Origin of the sequence: Stenotrophomonas maltophilia (assembly GCF_004920835.1) — a bacterium.
GTDB lineage: Bacteria > Pseudomonadota > Gammaproteobacteria > Xanthomonadales > Xanthomonadaceae > Stenotrophomonas > Stenotrophomonas maltophilia_AQ.
Window position 1 is genome coordinate 128,661 of the sequence record NZ_QFHO01000007.1, and the last position, 24,182, is coordinate 152,842.

26 protein-coding genes are annotated in these 24,182 nt (G+C 67.7%); 13 read left to right on the plus strand and 13 right to left on the minus strand.

Features of this window, described 5'->3' with window-relative positions:
• Positions 1-91 precede the first annotated feature (91 nt).
• On the plus strand, positions 92-1,729 hold the full coding sequence (locus DI041_RS07595) for an acyl-CoA dehydrogenase family protein (protein ID WP_136639575.1): 1,638 nt from the start codon (positions 92-94) through the stop codon (positions 1,727-1,729).
• Positions 1,730-2,008: 279 nt separating this feature from the next.
• On the opposite strand, the gene DI041_RS07600 is transcribed toward DI041_RS07595, so the two are convergent.
• The 3 genes from DI041_RS07600 to DI041_RS07610 all read right to left on the minus strand — a co-directional run bounded on the left by DI041_RS07600 (position 2,009) and on the right by DI041_RS07610 (position 4,218).
• Positions 2,009-2,419 (minus strand): hypothetical protein, encoded by a 411-nt coding sequence (locus DI041_RS07600; RefSeq protein WP_046985815.1) that lies wholly within the window; start codon positions 2,417-2,419, stop codon positions 2,009-2,011.
• A 157-nt stretch (positions 2,420-2,576) separates the two neighbouring features.
• Positions 2,577-2,918 (minus strand): hypothetical protein, encoded by a 342-nt coding sequence (locus tag DI041_RS07605; protein WP_004153024.1) that lies wholly within the window; start codon positions 2,916-2,918, stop codon positions 2,577-2,579.
• Positions 2,919-3,042: 124 nt separating this feature from the next.
• Positions 3,043-4,218 (minus strand): thiolase family protein, encoded by a 1,176-nt coding sequence (locus DI041_RS07610; protein WP_012511797.1) that lies wholly within the window; start codon positions 4,216-4,218, stop codon positions 3,043-3,045.
• A gap of 183 nt (positions 4,219-4,401) precedes the next feature.
• On the opposite strand from DI041_RS07610, the gene DI041_RS07615 reads away from it, so the two are divergent.
• Positions 4,402-7,245, plus strand: coding sequence for an autotransporter serine protease (locus DI041_RS07615; RefSeq protein ID WP_136639574.1), 2,844 nt, complete (start codon positions 4,402-4,404; stop codon positions 7,243-7,245).
• Positions 7,246-7,289: 44 nt separating this feature from the next.
• On the opposite strand, the gene DI041_RS07620 is transcribed toward DI041_RS07615, so the two are convergent.
• Positions 7,290-8,387, minus strand: coding sequence for a Glu/Leu/Phe/Val dehydrogenase dimerization domain-containing protein (locus DI041_RS07620; RefSeq protein ID WP_004153019.1), 1,098 nt, complete (start codon positions 8,385-8,387; stop codon positions 7,290-7,292).
• A gap of 278 nt (positions 8,388-8,665) precedes the next feature.
• Between DI041_RS07620 and DI041_RS07625 the strand changes: the two genes are divergently transcribed.
• On the plus strand, positions 8,666-9,742 hold the full coding sequence (locus DI041_RS07625; RefSeq protein ID WP_136639573.1) for an HDOD domain-containing protein: 1,077 nt from the start codon (positions 8,666-8,668) through the stop codon (positions 9,740-9,742).
• A 3-nt stretch (positions 9,743-9,745) separates the two neighbouring features.
• Here the strand turns inward: DI041_RS07625 and DI041_RS07630 are convergent, their stop codons facing one another.
• The 3 genes from DI041_RS07630 to DI041_RS07640 all read right to left on the minus strand — a co-directional run bounded on the left by DI041_RS07630 (position 9,746) and on the right by DI041_RS07640 (position 12,729).
• Positions 9,746-11,335 (minus strand): phospholipase D family protein, encoded by a 1,590-nt coding sequence (locus DI041_RS07630; protein WP_046985818.1) that lies wholly within the window; start codon positions 11,333-11,335, stop codon positions 9,746-9,748.
• 147 nt (positions 11,336-11,482) lie between these two features.
• Complete coding sequence (locus DI041_RS07635) at positions 11,483-12,181, minus strand: RNA pseudouridine synthase (RefSeq protein ID WP_012511794.1); 699 nt, start codon at positions 12,179-12,181, stop codon at positions 11,483-11,485.
• 47 nt (positions 12,182-12,228) lie between these two features.
• Positions 12,229-12,729, minus strand: coding sequence for a M48 family metallopeptidase (locus DI041_RS07640; protein WP_136639572.1), 501 nt, complete (start codon positions 12,727-12,729; stop codon positions 12,229-12,231).
• 61 nt (positions 12,730-12,790) lie between these two features.
• On the opposite strand from DI041_RS07640, the gene DI041_RS07645 reads away from it, so the two are divergent.
• Both DI041_RS07645 and DI041_RS07650 read left to right on the plus strand, forming a co-directional pair.
• Complete coding sequence (locus DI041_RS07645; RefSeq protein WP_046985821.1) at positions 12,791-13,348, plus strand: DUF2058 domain-containing protein; 558 nt, start codon at positions 12,791-12,793, stop codon at positions 13,346-13,348.
• Between the two features lie 160 nt (positions 13,349-13,508).
• The gene (locus DI041_RS07650; RefSeq protein ID WP_046985823.1) at positions 13,509-13,772 is read left to right on the plus strand and encodes a DksA/TraR family C4-type zinc finger protein; all 264 of its coding nucleotides are present in this window, start codon (positions 13,509-13,511) and stop codon (positions 13,770-13,772) included.
• Between the two features lie 535 nt (positions 13,773-14,307).
• Here DI041_RS07650 and DI041_RS07655 read toward each other — a convergent pair.
• Both DI041_RS07655 and DI041_RS07660 read right to left on the minus strand, forming a co-directional pair.
• Entirely contained in the window at positions 14,308-14,901 is a 594-nt protein-coding gene (locus DI041_RS07655; RefSeq protein WP_136639571.1) for a mechanosensitive ion channel family protein, read from the minus strand.
• 35 nt (positions 14,902-14,936) lie between these two features.
• A complete protein-coding gene (locus DI041_RS07660) occupies positions 14,937-15,116 on the minus strand; it encodes a hypothetical protein (protein WP_046988612.1) in 180 nt (59 codons plus the stop codon).
• A 125-nt stretch (positions 15,117-15,241) separates the two neighbouring features.
• Between DI041_RS07660 and DI041_RS07665 the strand changes: the two genes are divergently transcribed.
• From DI041_RS07665 to DI041_RS07675, 3 genes are read left to right on the plus strand one after another with little or no spacing between them, the layout of a single operon-like run.
• The gene (locus tag DI041_RS07665; protein WP_019337006.1) at positions 15,242-15,820 is read left to right on the plus strand and encodes an RNA polymerase sigma factor; all 579 of its coding nucleotides are present in this window, start codon (positions 15,242-15,244) and stop codon (positions 15,818-15,820) included.
• Positions 15,817-16,356 (plus strand): hypothetical protein, encoded by a 540-nt coding sequence (locus DI041_RS07670; RefSeq protein ID WP_136639570.1) that lies wholly within the window; start codon positions 15,817-15,819, stop codon positions 16,354-16,356. The genes DI041_RS07665 and DI041_RS07670 overlap by 4 nt, the downstream gene beginning before the upstream one ends.
• Positions 16,357-16,367: 11 nt before the next feature.
• A complete protein-coding gene (locus tag DI041_RS07675) occupies positions 16,368-17,249 on the plus strand; it encodes a DUF4097 family beta strand repeat-containing protein (RefSeq protein ID WP_136639569.1) in 882 nt (293 codons plus the stop codon).
• Between the two features lie 49 nt (positions 17,250-17,298).
• Here DI041_RS07675 and DI041_RS07680 read toward each other — a convergent pair whose 3' ends face one another.
• The 3 genes from DI041_RS07680 to DI041_RS07690 all read right to left on the minus strand — a co-directional run bounded on the left by DI041_RS07680 (position 17,299) and on the right by DI041_RS07690 (position 19,378).
• Positions 17,299-17,481, minus strand: a complete 183-nt coding sequence (locus DI041_RS07680; RefSeq protein ID WP_012511788.1) for a hypothetical protein — start codon at positions 17,479-17,481, stop codon at positions 17,299-17,301.
• An 11-nt stretch (positions 17,482-17,492) separates the two neighbouring features.
• Complete coding sequence (locus DI041_RS07685) at positions 17,493-17,786, minus strand: YkgJ family cysteine cluster protein (RefSeq protein ID WP_050559906.1); 294 nt, start codon at positions 17,784-17,786, stop codon at positions 17,493-17,495.
• A 230-nt stretch (positions 17,787-18,016) separates the two neighbouring features.
• Positions 18,017-19,378, minus strand: coding sequence for an Hsp70 family protein (locus DI041_RS07690; RefSeq protein WP_136639568.1), 1,362 nt, complete (start codon positions 19,376-19,378; stop codon positions 18,017-18,019).
• Between the two features lie 180 nt (positions 19,379-19,558).
• Between DI041_RS07690 and DI041_RS07695 the strand changes: the two genes are divergently transcribed.
• Entirely contained in the window at positions 19,559-19,894 is a 336-nt protein-coding gene (locus DI041_RS07695) for a zinc ribbon domain-containing protein YjdM (RefSeq protein ID WP_046985596.1), read from the plus strand.
• A gap of 7 nt (positions 19,895-19,901) precedes the next feature.
• Here DI041_RS07695 and DI041_RS07700 read toward each other — a convergent pair whose 3' ends face one another.
• Positions 19,902-21,044 (minus strand): transglutaminase domain-containing protein, encoded by a 1,143-nt coding sequence (locus tag DI041_RS07700; RefSeq protein ID WP_136639567.1) that lies wholly within the window; start codon positions 21,042-21,044, stop codon positions 19,902-19,904.
• Positions 21,045-21,273: 229 nt separating this feature from the next.
• Between DI041_RS07700 and DI041_RS07705 the strand changes: the two genes are divergently transcribed.
• The 4 genes from DI041_RS07705 (at position 21,274) to DI041_RS07720 (ending at position 24,138) form a co-directional block, all read left to right on the plus strand.
• Positions 21,274-21,876, plus strand: a complete 603-nt coding sequence (locus DI041_RS07705; RefSeq protein ID WP_136639566.1) for an HD domain-containing protein — start codon at positions 21,274-21,276, stop codon at positions 21,874-21,876.
• Positions 21,877-21,925: 49 nt separating this feature from the next.
• Positions 21,926-22,099 carry an oxidoreductase-like domain-containing protein gene (locus DI041_RS07710; protein ID WP_046985606.1) on the plus strand — a complete coding sequence of 58 codons (174 nt, stop codon included), beginning with the start codon at positions 21,926-21,928 and terminating at the stop codon, positions 22,097-22,099.
• Entirely contained in the window at positions 22,096-22,713 is a 618-nt protein-coding gene (locus DI041_RS07715; RefSeq protein WP_136639564.1) for a DUF998 domain-containing protein, read from the plus strand. Before DI041_RS07710 ends, DI041_RS07715 begins: the two co-directional genes overlap by 4 nt.
• A 78-nt stretch (positions 22,714-22,791) precedes the next feature.
• Entirely contained in the window at positions 22,792-24,138 is a 1,347-nt protein-coding gene (locus tag DI041_RS07720; RefSeq protein ID WP_046985600.1) for a virulence factor family protein, read from the plus strand.
• Positions 24,139-24,182: the final 44 nt, after the last annotated feature.

Consider the following 24,182-nt stretch of genomic DNA (forward strand, 5'->3'; position numbering starts at 1 on the left):
CGTGCACGGGGTGAGAATCGGCCTGAACGCGGGCTTGGCGGGCGATGCGGCACAATCGGGACGCACACTTCTTGCCGCCAGGATGGACCGGATGAGTGGACCGAGCTTCAGCAGCAATGCGCCCTTCGAAACCCATGTGGTGCTCAACCAGCCACCCCCGTTTGCCGGCCGCCAGCTGTGGACCGACGATGTGGCGTTGATGGAGGCGGTGCAACGCGAAGGCGCCGGCAGCTTCGCGCCGCGGTTGGCGGTGTACGGCGCGCTGGCCGGTGATGAGCTGTACCGGCTCGGCTTCGATGCCAACCGCGATCGCCCGCGCCTGCGCACGCACGATGCGCAGGGCCACCGCATCGATACGGTGGAGTTCCATCCGGCCTATCACCAGCTGATGGGTACGGCGAAGTCGCACGGCGTCGCTGGATTGTCCTGGCACGAGCCACAGCCCGGCGCACATGTCGCGCGGGCGGCGCTGAGCTACCTGCACCACCAGGCCGAGGCCGGCACCAGTTGCCCACTGACCATGACCCACGCAGCGGTGGCGGTGCTGCAGTCGCAGCCGCACCTGGCCGAGTGGGCGCGCAAGGCCGCCGCGCCGGTCTACGACCCGCGCGATGTACCGGCAACGGACAAGGCCGGCATTACCCTCGGCATGGGCATGACCGAGAAGCAGGGCGGTTCGGATGTGCGTGCCAACAGCACGCGGGCCGAACCGATCGATGGCGAGCGTTACCGGCTGGTTGGCCACAAGTGGTTCTTTTCGGCACCGATGTGCGATGGCTTCCTGGTGCTGGCACAAGCGTCGGGGGGATTGACCTGCCTGCTGATGCCGCGCCGGCTGGCCGATGGCGACCGCAATGCGTTCCGGTTGATGCGGCTGAAGGACAAGCTCGGTGACTGGGCCAACGCGTCCAGCGAGGTCGAGTTCTGCGGTGCGCAGGCATGGCGCGTGGGCGAGGAGGGGCGCGGCGTGGCCACCATCATCGGCATGGTGATGATGACCCGCCTGGACTGCATGCTGGGCGCGGCGGCGGAGATGCGCATGGCCTTGTCGCAGGCGCTGCACCATGCACGCCATCGGCGCACGTTCGGCAAGCTGCTGGTGGAGCACCCGCTGATGGCCAACGTGCTGGCCGACCTGGCGCTGGAGTCGGAGGCGGCCACGGTGCTGTCGATGCGCATCGCGCGTGCAGTGGACCGTGCCGGTGTGGACGCCAATGAGGCGGCGCTGGCGCGGGTGGGTACGGCGCTGGGCAAGTACTGGGTCTGCAAGCGTGCGGCGGGCTTCGTCAACGAGGCGCAGGAATGCCTGGGTGGCGCGGGCTATGTGGAAGAGTCGATGCTGCCGCGCTTGTACCGGCAGGCGCCGTTGAATTCGATCTGGGAGGGCAGCGGCAACATCCAGTGCCTGGACGTACTGCGCGCGTTGGCGCGTGAGCCGGAGGCGCTGGAGGCGCTGCGCACGGAACTGGCGTCGGTGGCCGACCGGGATGCGCGCTATGCAGCGGCATTGCAGCGCTGGGCAGCGGCGGCGCCGCCGGACGAGTCGCAGGCGCGGCTGTTCTGCGAGCGCACTGCGCTGCTGCTGCAGGCCGCGCTGCTGCTGCGTGCGCGCAGCCCGATGGCGGAGGCATTCGTACGCAGCCGGTTGGAAGGGGAGCACGGGCTGGCGTTCGGGACGCTGCCGATGGGGCTGGATCTGTCGGCGATGCTGGCGCGTGCGCTGCCGTAGGAGGTGGCCAACGGCGGAGCCCCTCGTGGTGGGCGCTGATATCGGCGGTGGCCGCGCGAGTGGGTTGCGCAGGGGACGCCGTGAACCCGTCCTTGGGGGCTTGGCCGCGGCATCCATGCCGCGGACACCCCTGCGCAGCCCACCCGCGCGTCCTTGGGCGGTTTCCGTGCCGTCCACCACGGAATCAACAGAAAGAGCGGAGAGCGAAAAGCAGAAAAGCCGCGGCAATGCCGCGGCTTTTCCTGTAGCGCCGAGTCGATGCTCGGCTGCCGGTAGGGCTTAGTGCTTGGCTTCTTCCTTGGCCGCGTTGGTCTTCGCGTCGTTGGCGACATCGCGGGCCTTGTCGGCAACCTTCTGCGCGGCGTTGGCGGTGGCGTCGCTGGCGTGTGCGGCGGCGTCGGTTGCAGCGTCCTTGGCCTTGTCGGCAGCGTTGGCGGTAGCGTCTGCTGCCTTGTCCAGCGCCTGCTGGGTATCGGCGGCGGCCTGCTCGGAGGCGGCGGCGGTCTTGTCGGCGGCTTCGCGGGTGGCAGCCGCAGCCTTGTCGACGGCGTCGCGGGCGGCAGCGCCAGCGCTGTCGGCGGCCTGCTGTGCGTCCTGCTTGGCCTGTTCGGCTTCCGGGCCCTTGCAGGCGGCCAGGGCCAGCAGCAGGGAGGCGGCCAGCAGGGTGGTGGTGATCGGACGAATCTTCATGGCGGTCTCCGGTACTGCAATGGATGGGGACGCCAGCCTATTCATGCCGTTGTGAAGACGGGGTCGCGATGCAGCGGCTCAGTCGCGCGCATTCGGGAAAAGAAAAAGCCGCTGGCGAACCAGCGGCTTTTCCAGAACAGCGTGAAGAAAGAAGTTATTACTTCTTGGCTTCTTCAGCAGCGTCCTTGGCCTTCTCAGCGGTGCCTTCAGCAGCCTTGGCAGCGTCAGCAGCGGCGCCGGCAGCGGCGTCGGTGGCAGCAGCGCCAGCCTGGGCAGCAGCGTCAACCGAAGCGTCAGCAGCGGTGGCGGCGGTGTCAGCGGCCTGCTGGGCAGCGTCGGCGGTCTGGGCGCCAGCAGCGGCGGCCTGGTCGGCAGCAGCCTGGGCTTCGGTGGCGGCTTCGTTGGCCGAAGCAGCGGCGTCCTGGGCAGCTTCCTGCTTCGAGCAGGCGGCCAGGGCCAGAGCCAGGGACATCGCGACCAGCAGCTTGTTGATGCTCATTGTGTAAATCCTCGTCGTTAGAATTAGGCAACGCGCATGCTGCGCGCCGACAACATGATGACAAGCCAAGATTGGGTGTCAAGCGATCCCGCATTCATTTTTGCGAAATCATCGTTAAATCTTTTTAAATCAATTCGATGGCGATTGCGGTTGCTTCGCCGCCGCCGATGCACAGGGTGGCAATGCCGCGCTTGCCACCGCGCGTGCGCAGGGCGTTGACCAGGGTCACCACCAGGCGTGCGCCGGAGGCACCGATGGGATGGCCCAAAGCGCAGGCACCGCCATTCACGTTGAGCTTGTCGTGCGGGATGCCCAGTTCGCGCATCGGCGCCATTGCGACCACGGCAAAAGCCTCGTTGATTTCGAACAGGTCGACCTGGTCCAGCGACCAGCCGGTCTTGTCCAGCAGCGTGTGCAGCGCGCCGATCGGGGCGGTGGTGAACCACTCCGGTTCCTGCGAATGGGTCGCGTGGCCGACGATGCGGGCCAGCGGCGTGATGCCGCGCGCCGCGGCGTCTTCCTCAGTCAACAGGACCACTGCAGCAGCGCCATCGGAGATGCTGGAGGAGCTGGCGGCGGTCACGCTGCCGTCCTTCTTGAAGGCCGGACGCAGGGTCGGGATCTTGGCGATGTCCGAACGGCCCGGCTGCTCGTCGGTGGCGACCTCAACCTCGCCCTTGCGGGTGGCGACCTTCACCGCGACGATTTCATCGGCGAACGCACCGTTGGCCTGTGCGGCCTGCGCGCGCTTGACCGATTCGATGGCGTAGGCGTCCTGCTCTTCGCGGCTGAACTGGTACTTGTCCACCGCACATTCGGCGAACTCACCCATCGCCTTGCCGTCGTATGCGTTGACCAGCCCATCGTGGGCCATGTGATCGACCGCCTGGAAGTTGCCGAAGCGGTTACCGGTGCGCGAGTTGGGCAGCATGTGCGGCGCGTTGGACATCGATTCCATGCCGCCGGCGACGACGATGCGGGCCGAACCGGCCTTGATCAGGTCATGGCCGAGCATGATGGTCTTCATGCCCGAGCCGCATACCTTGTTGAGGGTGGTGGCACCGACCGACAGCGGGATGCCGGCAGCGATCGCGGCCTGGCGGGCGGGCGCCTGGCCGAGGTTGGCCGGCAGCACGCAGCCCATCAGGACTTCAGAAACGTCGCTGGCCGGGACACCCGACTGCTCCAGGGCGGCGGCGATGGCGGCCGCGCCGAGGGTCGGGGTCGGCACACCGGTGAACTGGCCGAGGAAGGAGCCGATGGCGGTGCGCTTGGCGGCGGCGATGACGATGTTGGACATGGCAATCTCGTTGATGCGTAAGCAATGTTCGGAAAGGAGACCGGGGGCCGTTGGAAGCGTCCCGGTTTCCCGGCAGACTGCGTGGGGGTCGGCCCAAGTATAGAGGGTCGGGGAGGGCCGCCGCTGGGCGCCGCCGCATGCCTGCCAGGATCAAGGCAGGCCAACGTTCATGGGAAGGAATCGATGGAACGCACGACGATGATGAGGTCTGTCCTGGCAACCGCGCTGGCGCTGGCGCTGACCGCTTGTGGTGGAGGTGGTGGCGGCAGCAATGTGCGCATCGATCCGCCTGCTCCCCCCGTGCCGCCACCGACCACGCCGCCACCGACCACGCCGCCGCCGGCCAAACCGCAGGAGCCGACCTTCGATGCGCATCTGGCAGTCACCAACGCGCGTGCCGCACAGGCCGCCGGACTGACTGGCCAGGGTGTGCGCATCGGTATCGTTGACTCGGGCGTGCAGCGCAATGCGGTGGCGCTGAATGGACGGGTGCTGGCCAACTTCAACTACATCGATCCGGCCAGGAACAATCTGGGCGTTGACGACGTGGTCGGCCATGGCACCGCGGTGGCCAGCCTGGCCGCCGGCGCAGCGGTGGGGTCGTGGCCGGGGGGGATCGCGCCGGGCGCCCAGATCGTGTCGGCACGGATCATTTCCGACAAGCCACCGACCGATGACGGCAGTGGCCAGGGCAATTCCTTCAGCGGCCCGCTGGGCGTGGCCCAGGTCCACCAGGACCTGATCAGCTACAACGTGAAGGTGATGAACAACTCATGGGGCGGCCTGTACTGGACCGACCTGCCGACCACTGCGCAGGTGGCTGCCGAGTACCGGCCGTTCGTGATCAGTCACGGTGGCCTGGTGGTGTTCGCCGCTGGCAACGATGGTCGCAGCGAGCCGAGCAGCCTGGCCGCGCTGCCCAGCCAGAAGGGCGTGGCCGGTTCACTGCCCGCGGCCGATCTGGAGCGCGGCTGGCTGGTGGCCACCGCCGTGGATCCCTATGCGCCCGGTACTCTGGCCAGCTACGCCAATGCCTGTGGGCAGGCCGCACGCTATTGCCTGGCGGCACCGGGCAGCGCGGTCTATCCCGATGCCGGTGGCGGCAGCTACTACTGGAACTACGGCACCTCGTTCGCGGCGCCATTGATTTCCGGCGCTGCCGCACTGGTCTGGCAGCGCTTCCCATACTTCGACAACAACCTTGTACGGCAGACCCTGCTGGGCACCGCCAAGGACATCGGCGCGCCCGGCGTGGACCCGGTGTTTGGCTACGGTCTGCTCGACATCGGTCGTGCGATCAACGGTCCCGGCCGCTTCGACTGGGGTGATGTGGTCGCCAACGTGGATGCGGGCTCGACCAATTCGATCTGGAGCAATGACATCACCGGCGGCGGTGGCCTGGTCAAGCAGGGCGGCGGCAAGCTGGTGCTGGTCGGCAACAACAGCTATGCCGGCGCCACCCGCATCGAGCGCGGCATCCTGTCGCTGCAGAACGGCGGCGTCATCCGCTCCAACGTGACCATTCTCGGCCAGCCCGATCCGGACTCCACTGGGCTGCAGTTCAACGGTGGCACGCCACGGGTGATCGGGGACGTGACCAACGGCAGCAGTGTGTTCCTCACCACCGCTAATACCACCGGCACCATCGAGGGCAATTACACCCAGCAGGCCGGTGCGCAGCTGATGATCGCTCTCGGCGCCAATGCGCTGCAGGTCACCGGCAACGCGAAGATCGACGGCGGCGTACGCGTGCACGGCATGGTCACCGGCTACGTGCCGCAGAACGGCGCCCGCCAGGATCTGATCCATGCGGCGGGCAGCCTGAGCGGCACCTTCAGCACCCCGGCCACGTCTACCGGTCTGCAGGGACTCTCCCTGGTGTCATCCACTTATGGCTATGACAGCAACAACGCCTGGTTGAACCTGACCCAGGTCAGCGTCACTGCCGCGGCCAGTGGACTGAGTACCTCGGCGCAGGCGGCCGCGCAGCGCGTGCAAGGCGCATTCGCTGTGCTCGATGGCAATCCCGGCCTGCAGGGATCGCAGTTCGGTGCGGCAGCCGCTGCGCTGCAGTGGACCGGCGGTGGCCAGCAGGGTCTCGCCGACAGCCTGCAGAGCCTGTCCGGGCAGGCGCATGCGCGGGCCGAGGCGGCGACGTTCGACAGCATCGACATGTCGCGGCGCGCGATCGCCGAGCGCTTCGATCGCGTGCAGGCGGCACCGCGGCTGCGCGGCACCTGGCAGAGCGCGCTGGGCGAGGCCGGGCAGGGCAGCTTCGCCGGCAATACCGCCGACAGCCGTGGCTGGATGGCGGGCCAGGATCTGCCGCTGGGCCGCAACGGCTTGATGGGCGTGGCCTTCGGCGAGACCCGCAGCAACGGTGGCAGCAGCTTCGGTGGTGATCGCGGCCGCGACCGGCAGGCACAGGCGCAGCTGTATGCCGGCTGGAACCTCGGGCGTGGTTACGCGCTGGCCCAGTTCGGCAGCGGCCAGTTCACCCGCGCGCTGGACCGCCAGCTGCTGCTGGGCGCTGGCGCGTATGGCGTGTCTGCACGCTACGGCGGCCGTTTCAGCAGTGCCAGTGTCGAAGGCGGTTATCGCTTCGGTCGCGCAGGGGCATCGTTGACGCCGTATCTGGGGGCCAGCAGCACCCGCGTCGATACTGATGCGTTCAACGAGCTGGGCGGGTTCGGCTTCGGCCTGCGCGGTGATGCCAACCGCGTGCAACGCAGCCAGATGCTGGCCGGCCTGCGTGGTGAACGCGGGTGGGGACGCTGGACCCTGCGTGGTCACGCCGAATGGCAGCAGCGCTTGGATGGACGCGACGCGGACTGGCAGGCCAGTTTCGTCGGCGTCGATGCCTGGGCGCCACTGGCCGGCTGGGATGCGCCGCGCGGCAGTGCGCTGTTCGGTGTGGCGCTGGAATCGTGGTGGGGCCGCAATGGACGCCTGAGCCTGGGCTTCGACCAGCGCGTGGGTGGCAATGATGCGCGGCAGGCCGCGTTGCGCTACAGCACCGGCTTCTGAGGATCGGGTCGCGCCGGGGAATGCCCGGCGCGACCACGGCAGGCTCAGCCGCCGCGCAGGTTGCCCAGGCGCGGGGTGCTGCGGCCGAGCGGCATCTTCAGCTTGCCGATCGACAGGATGCGGCTCTCGGCGATGCGGTCGGCCGCCCGCTGCGGCGCGATGTTCTCGCGCTGCGACAGTTCGAAGATGCGGGTGAGGTTGTGGTAGATGCTGCGGATCAGGCGCATCGCGCGTTCGCGGTTGTAGCCATCGATCTCCAGCGACACGTTCATCACGCCGCCGGCGTTGACCGCATAGTCCGGCGCATACAGGATGCCGCGCGCGTGCAGCTCATCGCCGATTTCCAGGCTCGACAGCTGGTTGTTGGCGGTACCGCAGATGATCTTCGCCTTGATCCGCGGCAGGGTGTCGGCATTGATGGCGCCTTCCAGTGCGCACGGTGCGAACACATCGGCGTTCACCTCGTGGATCTCGTCCGGCTTGACTGCTTCGGCGCCGAAATCGCTGACCGCGCGATCAACCAGCGCGCTGTCCAGATCGGTGACATACAGCTTGGCTCCGCGATCGCGCAGCAGCTTCACCAGTTCCATGCCGATGTGGCCCAGGCCCTGCACCGCGATGCTGGTCTTGCCCACTTCCTCATGGCCGAACTTGAAGCGCATCGCCGCCATCAGCGCCTGCAGCGCACCGTAGGCGGTGAAGGGCGCCGGATCGCCGGAGCCGCCATGGACCTGGTGAACGCCGGTCACGAACTGGCTCTCCAGGTAGATGTTCTCCATGTCGTTGACGTCGGTGCCGACGTCCTCGGCGGTGATGTAGCGCCCACCGAGCGAATCGACATAGCGGCCGAAGGCACGGAACAGAACTTCGGTCTTGTCCACCTTCGGGTCGCCGATGATCACGGCCTTGCCGCCACCCACGTTGAGGCCGGCCAGCGCATTCTTGTAGGTCATCGTCCGGCTCAGCCGCAGCACGTCAGCCAGTGCCTCGTCGGTGCTGGCGTAGGGACGCATGCGCACGCCGCCCAGGGCCGGGCCCAGGGTGGTGTTGTGGATGGCGATGATCGCCTGCAGGCCGGCGTCGTGGTTGTGGCAGAACACCACCTGTTCGTGGCCGGTGGTGGCGAGGGTTTCGAATAGCATGGCGTCTCCGATGGCGCGAACAGCGGCGAACTGCAGCGAACGGCCAGTGAACGGTAGGGTCCCAAAACAAAAAAAGCGACGTCGTCGGTGCAGGGGGACGGGTCGCGCGGCGCCATTCTAGTCCATTCCCCCGGCCGGTGCCGTCGACATCGGCAGCCTTCCGGTTAAAGAAGATGAAAGTGCGGCCGATGCTGCGACGACGGCGGGTAGCCGGATTCGTGTGAAGAGGCAGGGCAGTCAGTGACGGCACGGGCACCACAACGACAGGGCGGGCGGCGATGACGCCGGCCTGGTGGCGATCGCTGCGCGGCTGGCTGGCGCGCTCGACCGGGGCCGCACCGTCCCGCTTGGCGGCTGTATCGCGACAGGCAGTGGCGGCGGCAGCTGCCAGCCTGCAGGGTGAAGCCCTGCCATCGGCGGAGATCGCGGCACATCTGCAGCGCGGCCTGCATGCGCTGGCGCTCTACCCTCGGCTGGCCGGTGAGCCGGCGCCGGTGCAGGATCCGGCGTTGGGGGAAGCGGTGGCACGCGCGCTGCAGGACCGCGACTGGGCCACCCGGCAGCTTCCACGCCGTCCGCAGCTGCTGCCGCAATTGATCCAGACCGTGAACGACGATGCCGCCTCGGCACGGGTAATGGCCGCGATCATCGGCCAGGACCCGGTGCTGACCGGCAATTTGCTGCGCATCGCCAACAGCCCGGCCTACAAAGTGCACGAGCGACCGGTGGAGAGTCTGCAGCGGGCGGTGACCCTGGTCGGTACCGAAGGCGTGCGGCAGATCATCAGTGCAGTGCTGGTGCAGCCGGTGATGCAGATGCAGTGCGATGCGTTCCCGCAGTTCAGCACGATCATCTGGGAGCACGCGCTGCTGGCTTCGCGCGCGGCTGCCGACCACGCGCGCACGGTCACCTTCGGTGATGCCTTCGCCGCACAGTGGCTGGGTCTGGTGCAGGGGCTGGGTGCGGCGCTGGTGATGCGCCAGCTGCTGCAGGAAGCCCAGGCACGCGGAGAAGCTGTGGAGCCGGCGCTGGCCCTGCAGCTGCTGCAGCAGTGGTCGCTGCCGTTGGCACAGCGCGTGGCAGCGGCATGGGAACTGCCCGAGCCGGTGCACCAGGCGCTGGCGCCGGAGGCGGACGGACCACTGGCCGACAGCCTCCGCCTGGCCAGCGCGGCGGCTGCGGCCAGCCTGTTGTGCCGGCATGGCCATGCCAGCCAGGGCCGCATGCTGGCCCTGCTTGAACAACTGCCGTCGGCACCACCGCATGCGCTGCGCTGGATCTGGCGGCGCCTGCACGGCCGCAGCGTGGAAACGCTGGATGAAGCCGCACAGGATGAGGCCGGAACGGCACCCTGAGCGCTACAGCTGCGATTCCACCGGCAGCCAGCTGATCACCCGCGCGGTCCAGCGCTTGCCTAGGCTGGCACCGGGTTCGGCTTCGACCCAGTGCGGCGGCGGCTGCCGTTGCAGCCAGCGCAGCGCATCGTTCCGGCCCAGTGCCAGCCACCAGCTGTGTTCGGGGCTGGCCAGGCGCAGGTATTCATCGCGCAGCTGCGCCCCCAGCACTGGGTCGTCGAACAACACGCCCATCTCGGTATTGAGGAAGGCCGAGCGCGGGTCGAGGTTGAACGAGCCGACGAAGCCGCGGCGGTCATCGACCACGAACGCCTTGGTGTGCAGGCTGGCACCGCTGCTGCCGAACAGGCTGGTATCCAGCTGGCCATGCGCCTTCAGCTCGTACAGCTGCACGCCGGCCTTCAGCAACGGCACGCGATAGCCCATGTAGCCACCGTGTACCGCCGCCACGTCGTTGGCGGCCAGTGAGTTGGTGACCACGCCGACCTGCGCACCGCGCGCAGCCATTGCCGCCAAACCCTCCACGCCTTCCACGCCAGGCACGAAGTACGGCGAGATCAGCAATGCACTGCGACGGGTGCTGCGCAGTTCCTCACTGAGCGTGCTGACCAGCCAGCCGCGGCGATCATCGTCGCGGTGCTTCATCGGTGGATCGGAAGCGATGCGTACGTTCGCGCTCCAGTGCAGCGGCTCAGGGCTGGGCCGCTGCAGGCGGCGCGAGTCGGCCACACGCTGCAGATAGGGCTGCGCCTTGGCATGCATCGCATCCAGGTCCGACTGCCGTACCAGCTGTCGCAGCTGTTCATCGCTGTATGACGCCAGCGCGGAAATCGGGATGGCCGCGCTGCTGTTCCAGTAGTCGTCGAAGATCTGGTTGGCCTGCTGCACGGCGGGCCCGGCCACCACCAGGTCCAGGTCCTGGAAGTTCACGTCGTCGCGCGCGCTGAAGTATTCCTCGCCGATGTTGCGGCCACCGACGATCGCGATGCGGCCGTCTGCGATCCAGCTTTTGTTGTGCATGCGGTGGTTCACGCTGAAAGCGCGCTGCACCAGCTCCAGCGTACGCGCGATGCCGCTGCGGTTGCGGAACGGGTTGTACAGGCGGATCTCGATGTTCGGATGCGCATCGAGCGCCATCATCAGCGCGTCCTTGTCCTTGGCGTTCATGTCGTCGAGCAGGATCCGCACGCGCACACCGCGCTCGGCGGCGTCGTACAGCGCCTTGGCCATCAGGTGGCCGATCAGGTCGTCGTGCCAGATGTAGTACTGCAGGTCGAGGCTGCGTCCCGCATGCGAGGTGATCATCGCGCGCGCCGCGAAGGCGTCCATGCCATCGCTGAGGAAGGCCACGCCGGATTGCCCGGGATGGGCCGCCTGCAGCGGCCCGATCTGCTGGTCGATACGGGTCTGCGCCGGCTGCAGTGGCAGCACCTGCGAGGGCACGCCACGCGCCTGCGGGGTGAGGTGGTCGGCCAGCAGCAGGCCGGACAGGACCAGCAGCAACAGGATTGCGAGGAGGATCGCAGCGACGCGCAGCAGGCGTCGCCACAGGGGCTTGGGAGGGCTCATGCCCCGATGGTAGATCCACGCCATGCGTGGATGAAAGCCAACAGACCTGTCGCCGTAGATCCACGCCATGCGTGGATGGGGTCAGAGCCCTTTCCCGCGGAAAGGGATCCGACCCCGAGGGTGAAGGGGCAGAGCCCTTGCCTGCGGCAGGGGATCCGACCCTGGACGGCCTCAGAACCGCTCGTCGCTGCCCAGGTAGCGCCACTGCCCCGGCGGCAGCGGCCCCAGCGCCACGCGGCCGATGCGCAAGCGGCGCACTGCGGCAACCTGCAGCCCCGCGGCGCCGACTGCCACGCGCAGGCCCTTGGCCGTCAGGCCCTTGCCGGCGAAGCGCAGGCGCTGCTCACTCTGCCAGCTGACCTTGGCCCCACCGGATTCGTGCTGCAGCCGCGCCATCAACCAGGGCCCGCGTTCGGGTCCGCCTTCAGCCACTTCGATCAGGTACTCCTGCTCGGTGCGGCCGAGATTGCGCTGCAGGTGGGCGAGCGTCGCCGGATCCTGGCTGACCACCACCAGGCCGCTGTCGCTGGCCGGAAGCGCGGCAGCCAGCTGCAGTCCATGGAAATGGCGCTGCAACGGGCGGGTACCGCTGGCATCAAGTTCACTGCGGCTGTCGCTGCTGATCAACGCACACAGCGCTTCGGCCGCCACGCCAGCAGGCTTGTGCAGCAGCATGGTGACCCGCTCGGCCTTGTCATCGCTGGCCTGTTCGGCCACCACGATCACCGCGCTCTCGTCGACCGGGCGCTGCGGCTGCTCGACCACCTCGCCATTGACGCTGACCCAGCCGCCTTCGATGTAGCGCCGGGCTTCACCGCGCGGGATGCCGAGCAGGGCGGACAGGCGTTTGTCGAGACGGGTCGGTTCCATGGCGGAAAGGTCAGGCAGGGGGCGCGCAGTGTAGCCGCAACGCCGGTTCAGCGCTGGCCGCGGTTGGCCAGCTCGGTCAGGTACAGGCGGGTATCGAACTCCAGCTGCAGGTAATCCGGCTCCATATACTGGCACAGCTGGTAGAAGGCCTTGTTGTGGTCGGCCTCCTTCAGATGGGCCAGTTCGTGCACCACGATCATGCGCAGGAATGCGGCAGGCGCCTGCCGGAACACGGTGGCGATGCGGATCTCGCGGCTGGCCTTGAGGCGGCCACCGTGTATGCGGGAAATGGCGGTGTGGGTGCCCAGTGCGTGCTTGATGACTTCCAGCGTATTGTCGTAGCAGACCTTGTTGAGCGGCACCGATTTGCGCAGGTAGCGGTCCTTCATGTCCTGCGTGTAATCGTACAGCTGGCGGTCGCTGCGCACTTCATGCGGATCGGGATAGCGCTGCTGCAGCCAGGGGCCGAGCTTGCCCTGCGCCAGCAGTTCGCTGACCTGGGCGACCAGGGGTTCGGGATAGCCGGTGAGGTACTTCAGGACTGCCATGCAGGGGCGGCGGGGCGTCGGTAGAATGGGGCCTCCAGATTACACGCGGTACGCATCGACCATGGCAAAGCCCAACGCGCTGCAGGAACAATTGCTCAAGGCCGGCCTGGCCAAGAAGTCGCAGGCCAGCGCCGCCGCGAGCGCGCAGGCCAAGGCCCGCCAAGGCAAGGCCGAATCGACCTCGGCCGAGGTCCAGCGTGAGGCTGAACGTGCCCGCGCGGAGAAGATCGAGCGCGATCGCGCGCTGGCGGCCGAGCGCAATGCCCAGGCCAAGCAGGCTGAACAGAAAGCCCAGGCCAAACAGATCATCAGCGCCCATGCCGTGCCCCACAAGGGCGACGACGAGTACCGCTTCAGCGACGGTGCGGCGATCCGCACCCTGTTGATCGACCCCAAGCTGCGCAAGGCGCTGTCGGTGGGCGTGCTGGTCATCGTCGCCCACGGCGAGGGCTACGCGTTGCTGCCGCGCGCTGCCGCCGAAAAGGTGCGTGAACGTGCCCCGGAAGCGATCATCGTCGATCACGGCCAGCAGGGCTCGACCTCCGAGATCTCCACCGGCAACGCTGAAGACGATGCCTACTACGCCCAGTTCCAGGTGCCGGACGACCTGGTCTGGTAAGCAAGAAAGGGGACGGAGGGGATTAAGTCGCGATCGACCTGATCCGGGCCGTCTGCCTTCTGCTCAGCTTGCTGAAGGCCCGCCGGGAATGGCCCGGCGCTACCGTTTACTGCGCGGTGTATCGTCCCCATATCAGGCGACACACGTGCGGAGGATGGCCATGGCCACCGGTTGGGCGGGAGACGGCGCGGTCCAGGACCAGATCGATGCCACGGTTGACGATGCGATTGCCCGCGCGCGGCGCCAGCTGCGTGAGGGCCCGGGTCTGGAGCACTGTGAGGAGTGCGACGCGCCGATCCCGTTGGCGCGGCGCCAGGCCGTGCCTGGTGTACGTCTGTGCGTGGCGTGCCAGCAGGCGCACGACGAAGAGCAGGCGCACAGTGGCTACAACCGGCGCGGCAGCAAGGACAGCCAGTTGAGGTAAAGGTTGTTCGGCAGGGCTTGCAGCCCTGCACCCGCAGATGCTTCAAGCCAGGGCAACAGCAACAGCTGGCATTCAGTGGGATGGCGGGACGGTGTGGGTAGGCAGGACACGCCGTAAACCCATCCATGGGGGCTCGATGGCGCCATCCATGGCGCCAACGGTCCTGCCTACCCACACCGTCCCACCTCTGACAGATTTCCTGGATCTGATAGATCCACGCCATGCATGGATGAAATCTGTCAGATATCGATAGTCAAATTGGGGTCAGAGCCCGTTGCGTAGCAACGGGATCCGACCCCGTGCCGTCCCGGCAGATCGCGGAAATCTGTCGAAGGCGGGGTGGGGCCGGTGGCGGGAGTGTCCGCGGCATGGATGCCGCGGCCAAGCCCCCATGGATGGGTTTACGGCGTCTCCCGCCACCGGACCCACCCCGTCATCCCACAGGAAGCCAGCTTTTGCTGTTGCTTCGGCTGTTGCTGGTGCTGTTGCCCCAGCTCGTAGCGGGTGCAGGGCGCAGCCCTGCCGAAAACCACCCTCAGCCGTCGCCCTGGATGCCACCGGGGGCCTGTGCCGGGTCACGCCAGCGGCGCACCGTGCGCTGGAAGAACAGGTTGTTCGGCAGCTGCAGCACCGTGCCCTCGTGGCCGTCGCCGGTTTCCTGCAGCGTGGTGTAGATCAGGTTCACGTCGATCACCCGGCCCTTCAGGCCCGGCTTCTCGCCGTTCTCCAGTACTTCGATGTAATCGTGCAGGCGGAACGGGCGGGTGGTGAAGATCAGCAGCGTGCAGAAAATGTTGGACAGCACGCTCCAGGCCGCGAAGAAGGCCACCGCGCCCACGGCAGCGAAACCGGTGAACGCAGTCCACAGCACCGAAGGTGACGCGCCCAGCAGGCTGAGGATGTACAGCAGCGCGCTGAAATAGACCACGAAACTGCTGATCCGGCGCGCGCCCATCGCCATCTCCGGCGGCAGTGTGTAGTGCTCGGCGAAGCGGCGGATCAGGCGCCGTGCCAGCACCCTGACCAGCCAGGCGGCAAGCAGGGTCAGCAGGATCTTCACGGCGATACCCACGTCATGCAGCCAGGGGTAGGTCCAGGGGGGCAGGTGATCCTTCAGCGACAACATCATGGGACGACAACAGGTGGCGGTAACAAACGCTGATGTTACCCGGCGCGTGCCGGCGATTCGACCGTGGGTGTCCAGGCCAGGCAGACCAGCTCCTGGCGATGCTGCTGCAGGCAGGCGCGTCCGTTGTCCGCACGCAGCTGCAGTGACAGGCCCAGTGCCTGCAGCACAACGCAGGCGGCGATCACCAGCAGGGCGGCGCAGGATGGGCTGGACATGGCAGGGCTCCCGGACGGCATTTTCATGAAGGACCTACCATGGATGCAGCAGCCGCCGAAAAGGTTGCATCGCGTTGGCGGTCGATTGCCTTAAACCTTTTCCCGGGCCGGTGCATCCAAGCGATATGCTCGACACCACCATGCCCGCGCTGCCTGCCGCCAACGACGCCGTCGACGAACCCGCCCTGGTGCGGGCAGCGGCCGCCGGCGATACCGCTGCCTATGAACTGCTGTACCGGCGCCATGCGCCCCGTGTATTTGCTGTGCTGTGGCGGCTGTGTGGCGGCCAGCAGGCACGCGCCGAAGACGCATTGCAGGAAGCGTTCCTGCAGGCGTGGAAGGCGCTGCCGGGGTTCCGCTTCGAAAGCAGCCTGTCGACCTGGCTGCATCGCCTGGGCGTCAACGCCGCGCTGATGGAACTGCGTGGGCGTGCTGCCGGGCAGGATCACGACAGTCTCGACGAAGTGGACGGAGGCTTGCAGGAACTGGCGGTACACGACCGCTGCGCCGGCACCGAACGCGACCTCGAACGGGCGCTGTCGACGCTGCCACCACGGGCACGTGCGGTACTGGTACTGCACGACATCGAAGGCTGGAAACACCAGGAAATCGCCGAACAGCTGCAGATGGCCGTCGGCAGTTCCAAAGCACAGTTGCATCGTGCGCGCGGCTTGTTGCGCGCACGGCTGGGAGACATGACATGAGTACACGCGACCACGATTCCGACCACGACCTGCTGGCACGCCTGCGCGCGCTGCCAGCCGAACGCAGCGTACCCACCGATGGCTGGGCGCGCCTGTCGGCGCAGTTGCCGCCGCGCGAAGCGCCCGTGGACCCCACGCCGGCCGACAACGTGGTGGCCCTGCCGCTGCGCCCACGTCGCCGGTGGTGGTTGCCGGTGGGGGCTGCACTGGCCGCCAGTCTGGCGCTCTACGCGGTGGTGCCGTGGCGCCATGCGCAGTTGGATGCGCCGATGCCGGCACAGTCAGCGCTGCAGCTGCAGGCGGCGGCAATGACCGAGCAGTACCAGCAGGCCGTCGCTTCGCTGCCCGATGGACGGGCGCCGGAATGGCAGCCAGCCCTGCACGAACTGGATGAAAGTGCGGCGCAGATCCGTGCCGCACTGGCGCAGGACCCGCGCGCCCCGCACCTGCTTGGCCAGCTCAAGCGTACCTACGCGCTGCGGCTGGAACTGACCCGGCAGGCGGCCTATGCCGCCGAGTCCGGCTTGACGACCTGAGGAGATCCCCCATGACCCGAATCCTGATGACCTGCTGCGCCGCCCTGTTGCTGGTGCCCGCCGTGGCGCTGGCCGATACGCGGATCGACGAGCGCCACAACCTGGCGCCGGGCGGCCGTATCGAGCTGAGCAACGTAGCCGGCAAGGTGACCGTGCGCGGCTGGGACCGCAACGACGTGCAGCTCACCGGCACGCTCAGCGATGGCCTGCAGCTGCGCCAGGAAAAGAGTGCAAACCGCGTGCGCTGGGAGATCGAATACCCGCGCCGCAACAACAGCGGTGGCGCCACGCTGGTGCTGAATGTGCCACGCTCGGTGGAGCTGCTGTTGAGCACGGTCAGCGCCAGTCAGGAGATCAGCGGCATCGATGTTCGCCGGCTGCAGGCCGACACCGTCAGCGGCAGCCTGAGCGCGTCAGGGCGCAGTGGCGACAGCAAGCTCAATACGGTCAGTGGCAGCGTCAATGCTCGCCTGCAGACGCCGAGACTGGACGTGAACACGGTCAGCGGTCGCATCGAAGCGGGCGGCGGCGTGTCCGGTGATATCGGTGCGCAGACCGTATCGGGTCGGGTCGACGTCGATGCGGGGCGGGTGCAGCGCCTGGCGGTGGAAACCGTGTCGGGCAGCATCGACCTGGCCGCGGCCGGACTGGCGCCGGGTGGCCGCATCAATGTCGAATCGGTGAGTGCATCGGTCAACCTGCGCCTGCCGCGCACGGTGTCGGCACAGCTGTCGGTGAACAGCTTCAGTGGTTCGATCAACAGTGACGCCGGTGACGTCGAGCGGCCGCGCTATGGGCCGGGCAGCCGCCTGGACACCCGGCTGGGCGGCGGTGATGGTGACATCCGCATCCAGTCGCACTCGGGCAGCGTGCAGGTACGCCTGGATCGCTGAGCGCGGTCCGGCAGGCCGCGGCGGCAGCGCCGCCGCGGTCGGGGGAGGGTCAGCTGGCTTTCTTCAGCGCCCAGGTGGTACCGAGAACTTCGATCTTGCCACCGCTCTTGCGGAACGCGGCCAGGTCCGAAGCGATCGAGTCGCTGCTGACCACGGTGCTGGCGGATGCGCCCTTGCGTTCACTGCGGATGCTGTTGCTGGCCTTCGCGGGGGTCTTTGCCTTGCGGGGCATGGTGGCTCCTGTCAGGTGGAAGGGGAGGAAAGCGCGCAGGACTCGGCCTGGCGCAGGTAGTCCTGCCGCTCGCGGCGGCAGTCGTCGCCGCCCATCGAGAACTGGCGGCAGATCGCCGGGCGCTGCGAATAGATCGTGCAGCGCAGGTGATACGGATCGATTGCCGCGCACCAGCCTTCTTCGTTGCGCGCCATCACGGCACGGCCGTGGGTGTCGCGCGACAGGAACTGGCCGGGCACGTGGTCGCCGGGCTGCAGCAGGACCGGCAACCGGCAACAGACCGCGTCACAACGGCGGCAGTCGATGGGTGCTGGTTCAGCGTCAGGTTGTACGGCCACAGGGGCCTGGCGGGTGCCCAAAGCGGGTCTCGATGGCGGCTCGGGTAGTACGCGGACCATGATCGAGCCAGAGGGCATGGTCGCCAGGCCCGCTGGGCGGGCCAGGCTGCACCATGGGTACACACACCGGCGAGGCCAGTGGACGGTGCAGCGGTTTTCTAGCCGGCCAAGGGTAGCGCAGACCGCGTAACGTTTTGTTAATCCTGGCTGGCTGCCGCCAGCGCCAGGCCCTGGACCACGCCCAGCGAGGGTTCGCCATGGACCATGCGGGCACCCGGGAAGGCCTCGGCCACCGCCTTGCGGAGGTAGCCTGCGCGGGACATGCCGCCGGTCAGGAACACCGCATCCGGGTCGCCGCCAATGTCATTGCGGACCTGGGCCAGCAGTTCCCGGATCTGCTCCAGGTAGCCATGCGCGGCGGCGGCCAGGCCATCGGCGCTGCTGTCGGCGTGCAAGTCGCGGGCAATGTAGTCAAGCGTGCTGCGGTGCTCGCTGCTGGTACTGAGCGCGATCTTGGCGCGCTCGACATCGCGGTACAGGCGGGCCGTGTTGCCGGTGTCCTGCAGTGCCTGCAGGCGCGCGCCCCACGGCGCGTCGACGTGGTCGTAGTTGTGCTGGCGGAAGTCGCGCTGGCGGGTCATGTCCTGCACAGTGGCCGCTTCCACGTAATGGTGGGCGGGCACACGGGTGATGCCGCGGCCGAACAGCGGCATGTAGCCGGACAGGCTCAGCGCCAGGTCGATGTCGGTACCGCCACGTGCGATGCCCCAGGCGCGGTGGATGCGCGGAGCGGTTTCACCACCAACTTCGGCGTGGGCGATGTCGGTGGTACCACCGCCGATGTCGACGATCACCGCCTGGTGCCGCTCACGGCTTTCGGCGTGGTAGTGCATGGCCGCCGCCGCAGGTTCTTCGAGGAAATCGATCTGGTCGAAGCCGGCCTGGGTGGCCGCCTCGCGCAGGATGTCCAACGCCTGGTCGTTGCCTGCAGCGCCGATCGAGCTGCGGAACTGCACCGGGCGGCCAAGCAGGGCGGCGCGCAGCGGCTGGCCGAGCTGGGCGCTGGCGGTCAGCCGGATGTGTTCGAGGATGTGCGCGGCGATACCGGTGATGGTCTGCTTCGCGCGCGGGTGCAGGTTGTAGCCCAGCATCGACTTCGGGCTCTGCACCAGGTTGCCCTCGTGTTCCTCGAAATAGGCTTCCAGCGCTTCATCGCCGTAGATCGCGTTCTGCAGCAGGTCATTGGCACTGCGTTCCTTGCCGGCGCGCGCTTCCATCCATTCGCGACGCAGGGCGCGCAGGGCTTCGCGACGCAGCGCCTGCGGCGTGCGTTCCTGGCCAGCGGCGCGGGCCGCGCGCGCGGCGCTGTCGATCATCTGCTGCAGCTGGTGTTCCTGGCCGTCATCGAGCTGGAAGTCGTCCGGGTCGGGGACCACGCCGGGGAAGTACACGCTGGTGCGGAACTGCTCGGCGTCACCGAAGCGGATCGGCAGCAGTTCACCGTCACGCACGATGGCGGCGGCGGAGTTGCTGGTACCGAAGTCGATGCCGAGGCGCATGGGGGGTTCCGGGGACGATCAGGGGCCGCGCACTCTGCTGCAGTTCGCGGCCGACTGCAAGTTCCTGCGTCCTCGCGGGCCGGGCTGGACCGGGGCACCCTCAGGCACCACCCGTGGAAATGGGAAAAAAGGCCGGGCGGTTACAATGCAGGCTGTTGATTCATTTCGAGGTACTTGCCGATGTCTTCTGTTCCCGCCTGCCCGCAGTGCACCCTGGAAAACACCTATGCCGATGGCGCGCTGTGGATCTGCGCCGACTGTGGCTTCGAGTGGACCGCCGAAGAAGGTTCCGGTTCGACCCTGGTCGTGCGTGACAGCAACGGCAACACCCTGCAGGCCGGCGATACCGTTACGGTGATCAAGGACCTGAAGGTCAAGGGCTCCTCGATTCCGCTGAAGCAGGGCACCGTGATCCGCAACATCCGCCTGGTCGAGGATGATGCCGAGCACATCGAAGGCAATTCGGACAAGATCAAGGGACTGGTCCTGAAGACCTGCTTCCTCAAGAAGGCCTGACCGCCGATCAGCGCCGGGCCTGCTGCTGCGCGCGCCAGCGGGCCAGGCTGTCCAGCTTGGCCTGGTAGCGCGCCTGCTCGGGGGCTCCGCCGAGTTCCTGCGCACGCAGCAGTTCACGGTCGGCGCGCCTGAGCTGGCCGGCCAGGAAATACACCCGCGCCAACCCGAAGTGGAACTGGTGCGCGGTGTCGTACAGGCGTACTGCCTGCCGGTAATAACGGATCGCCGCATCCAGCTGGCCCGCGCGTTCGGCCTTGGCGCCGAGCATGTACTGGGCGAATGGATCTTCGCGCTGGACCCACTGCAGGCGCCGTTCCAGCACCTGCGCCTGGGCCACCAGCCCCAGCTTGCGGTACAGCGCACTGGCGTTGTTCAACGCGGCGTCATGGCGGCCATCCAGGCGCAGGGCCATTTCCAGTGAACGGCGCGCCGCAGCGACATCGCCGCTGCGGTTTTCCAGCACGCCCAGATTGTTCCAGGTGGCGGCAAAACTACTGTCCTGGCCCAGCGCGGCCGCGTAGAACGCACGCGCGCCGGGAATGTCGCCAGCGGCCATGCGTTCGGCGCCGCGGTTGTTGTAGAAATGCGCCAGCGCACGCGCCTGACTGATCGGTTGCGGGCCGTGGCGGTCGTACAGCACGTTGCGGTCCAGGTCGACGGTGGCGAAGCGCCCGCCGAATCCAACCCCGGCATTGACGTGGCCCACGCTGTAAACCAGTCCCTGCGCCTGGTCCTGGTACCAGGACACCACCTGGCCCACTTCCTGCACGCGCGCCTGGATGCCGGCCTCGCGTGCCAGCGCAACGAACATCAGGGTGAAGGCCAGGCAGTTGGCACGACGCTGCTGCCAGATCTCGCTGACGGTGAGGGTCGCGTCGGCGTCGTACTGCAGGTCCATGCCGTGGCGGTCGAAGATCATCTCCACCAGTCCCTGCAGGCGTTGCTCACGCGAGTAGCCGCGATTGATCACCTGCGTGCGCAGCATCTCGCGCATCTCAGCGGGGATCGCCGATACCTGCTGCGGCGACGGAATGGTGGGGGAGGCGGTGATCGCGGTGGCATCGGCCCCGGCGGGGCCCAATGCAAGCGTGGGCGGCGCTGCCAGCGTGGCCAGTGCGAGGAACAGGAAGCGAGCGGCAGGATGGTACATGACGGCTCCCGACAGCGGCGGGCGCTCCCGCCTGCGGCGAGTGTAGACCCGCGAGGAGGCCGCCGGCGTCACCGTTGGTCGGCAGCGCCATCCATCCACAACCGGTGTGGACCAGCGCTCGACAAAGCTGTGGACAACCGCGTCCAGGCCGCGCCTGGCAAGCGTCGTGAGGGTGTGGTGAAAAAACCGCCAGCTTGCCCGGTGCCAGCACAGGCGTGATGATCCGGGTATGGACTTCTCTCCGCTGACGCTTGCACCGGCGCAGTGGCAGGCGCTGCAGGACAGCTATGCAACGCCGCCACGGACCTACCACCACTTCGGCCATGTGCGCGCGGTGCTGCAGCACTGCCAGGAGGTGGCCGAGGGCCCGGGCTGGCAGCAACCGGCCGAGGTCTATCTGGGCGTGCTCTACCACGATGCGGTCTACCAGGCCGGGCGCAAGGACAACGAGGCGCGTTCGGCGCAGCTGGCGGTGCAGGCCATCGCGCAGGCGCCAGAACTGGCCGGCGTCGATGTGGCCCGGGTGGAGCAGCTGATCCTGCTGACCGCACGCCATGGCGCGCTGGGGCCGGACGATGTCGACGCCGAAGCGGCCTTGTTCCTGGACTGCGACATGGCGATCCTGGCCGCGCCGGAACCGGTGTTCACGGCCTACGACCGCGGTGTGGCCGAGGAGTACAAGGGCGTGGTGCCAGGCTTCCTGTATCGTGCCGGCCGGCGTCGATTCCTGCAGGGCCTGCTGCGCGCGCCGCGCATCTTCCTCAGCGAATTCTTCCACCAGCGCCTGGACGCAGCGGCCCGTGAAAACCTGCGCCGCCAGTTGGGCGCCTGAGCCCGCCCGTTACACTGGGGCCTGTTTCCACCGATTGCCGTTTGCCACCGTGTCCGTCACTGATCCCGATCCCCGCCCCGTGCCGCCGGAAGAACCCGGTCCCAACGAATGCTGTGGCAGTGGCTGCCCGCTGTGCGTACTCGACCTGTATGCCGACGAGCTGCAGCGCTATCGCAAGGCGCTGGCCGAGTGGAAGGCGCGGCATCCGGAGGCGACGCCATGAGCCGCATGCGGCCTGCGGCGCTGCTGGCGATGGCGGCATTGCTGCTGTTCGTGGCCACAGCGTTGTGGACCCAGTTCGCACGCACCGACCTGGACTGGGTGCGGGCAACGCTCAGCCTCTACCTGCACGGACCGTGGGGGCTGCTGCTGCGAAGTGCGTACTGCCTGCTCGCGCTGGCGATCGCCGTGCTGGGCATCGCGTTGTATCGCGGCAGCATCGGCCCACGGCGCAGTTCGGCGGCGCCGTTGTTGTTCACGGTGTCCGCGCTGGGCCTGGCCACGGTCGCCATCGGTGACAGCTGGTTGCCCGAGGCAACACCGCTGCTGGCCCCTTTCATCCATGGGCTGGCGGCCAATACCGCGTTCCTGTGCGCCAGCGTCGGCATGCTGCTGCAGGCCTGGTACCTGCGCCGCGAACCGGGCTGGAAGACCGCCGCCGGCCTGCTCTGGGGCTGGGCCTGGCTGGCCTTCGTGCTGCTGTGGCTGCATGTGTTGTGGCGCGCCGGGCCGCCGCGCGGGCTGGGGCAGAAGGTGGTGATCGCGGTGATCGTGGGCTGGCTGCTGTACTTGGCCCTGGCGCTGTACCGCCGCGGCCGTCAGGCCGCAGCCGACTGAATCCCCAACGGACTGCGCCGGTACATGCCGTGCACGCGGCAGCGGCGTATCGTGTGCGCATTCCACCGGGGTTGCGACATGAAGCATGCAGGGCTGGGCAGGGCAATGGGAGTGGTACTGGCGCTGGCTGCACTGCCGGCGACAGCGGCGGTCACCGCACAGCAGTTCAGTCATGGGCGCTTCGAGCAGATCCCGGTGCACATGCCGGCCGGCACGCCGCAGCGTGTGGTGATCTGGTTCCATGAGCCCGCCGCCGGTGGCGACACCAGCCGCCTGCCGATCGAGGCCCTGCGTGCAGACGGCGCGCTGGTTGCGGCGGTGGACATCGCGCACCTGCGCGGGGTGCTCAAGCGCGAAGGTGATCCGACCTGTTCGTTCGGCTCCGGCGATGTGGAGAATTTCTCGCGCTGGCTGCAGGCTTCCCTGCATCTGCCCGGCTACCACCTGCCGCTGGTCGGCGGCGATGGCGAAGGTGCCGAGATGGCCTACACGCTGGCGGCGCAGGCCGACACCCAGGTGTTCGCCGGCCTGCTGACCACTGGCTTCTGCCCGGACCACAACCATCAGCGCATGGTCTGCGGCGATGGGGTCAAGCACAACGCGCTGCAACCGGCCGAACTGAATTTCCCGTGGTTGAGCGCCGCTGGCGACCGCGGCTGCAAGGTTGGCCAGGCCAGCGCGTTCGTGCAGCAGGTCGCGATGGCGCGCGAGTTCAAGCGCACCACACGTGGTGATGCATCACCGGGCCTGGTGGCTGCGGCGCGGGTGATTGGCGCACAGGCGGGCATCAGCCTGGCCCCGCCACCAGCTGTGCTGAAGGGGTTGCCAGTAGTGGAAGTGCCGGCCTCCGGCAACGGTGACACGCTGGCGGTGTTCGTCTCCGGTGACGGCGGCTGGGCCGGCCTGGACAAGGACGTTGCGTCTGCGCTCAACGAGCAGGGCGTGGCAGTAGTCGGCATCGATTCGCTGCGCTACTTCTGGAGCGAGCGGACGCCGAAGGGCTTTGCCGGTGACCTGCAGAAGATCATCGACCACTACCGCACCCAGTGGCATCGCGACAAGGTGATGTTGATCGGCTTCTCGCAGGGCGCCGACGTACTGCCGGCCACCATCAACCAGCTCGATGCCAGTACGCGCGACTCGCTGGATCGTATCGTGCTGCTGTCGGTCGGGAAGAAGGCCGACTTCGAGTTCCACGTCAGCAACTGGCTGGGCGGTGGTGGCGACGGCCTGCCGATCGCACCGGAAGTGGCCAGGTTGCCGGCAGCCAAGACCGTGTGCGTGTATGGCGACAAGGACGAAGACGCACTGTGCCCGGATCTGCCGGCCAATGATGGTGTGAAGAAGGTAAAGCTGCCCGGCGATCACCATTTCGGTGGCGATTATGACCGCCTCGCCGAAGTGATCCTGAAGGGCGGTATGTAGCGCTTGGTAGATGCTGACCTTGGTCGGCGCTGGGGCTGAGGGCG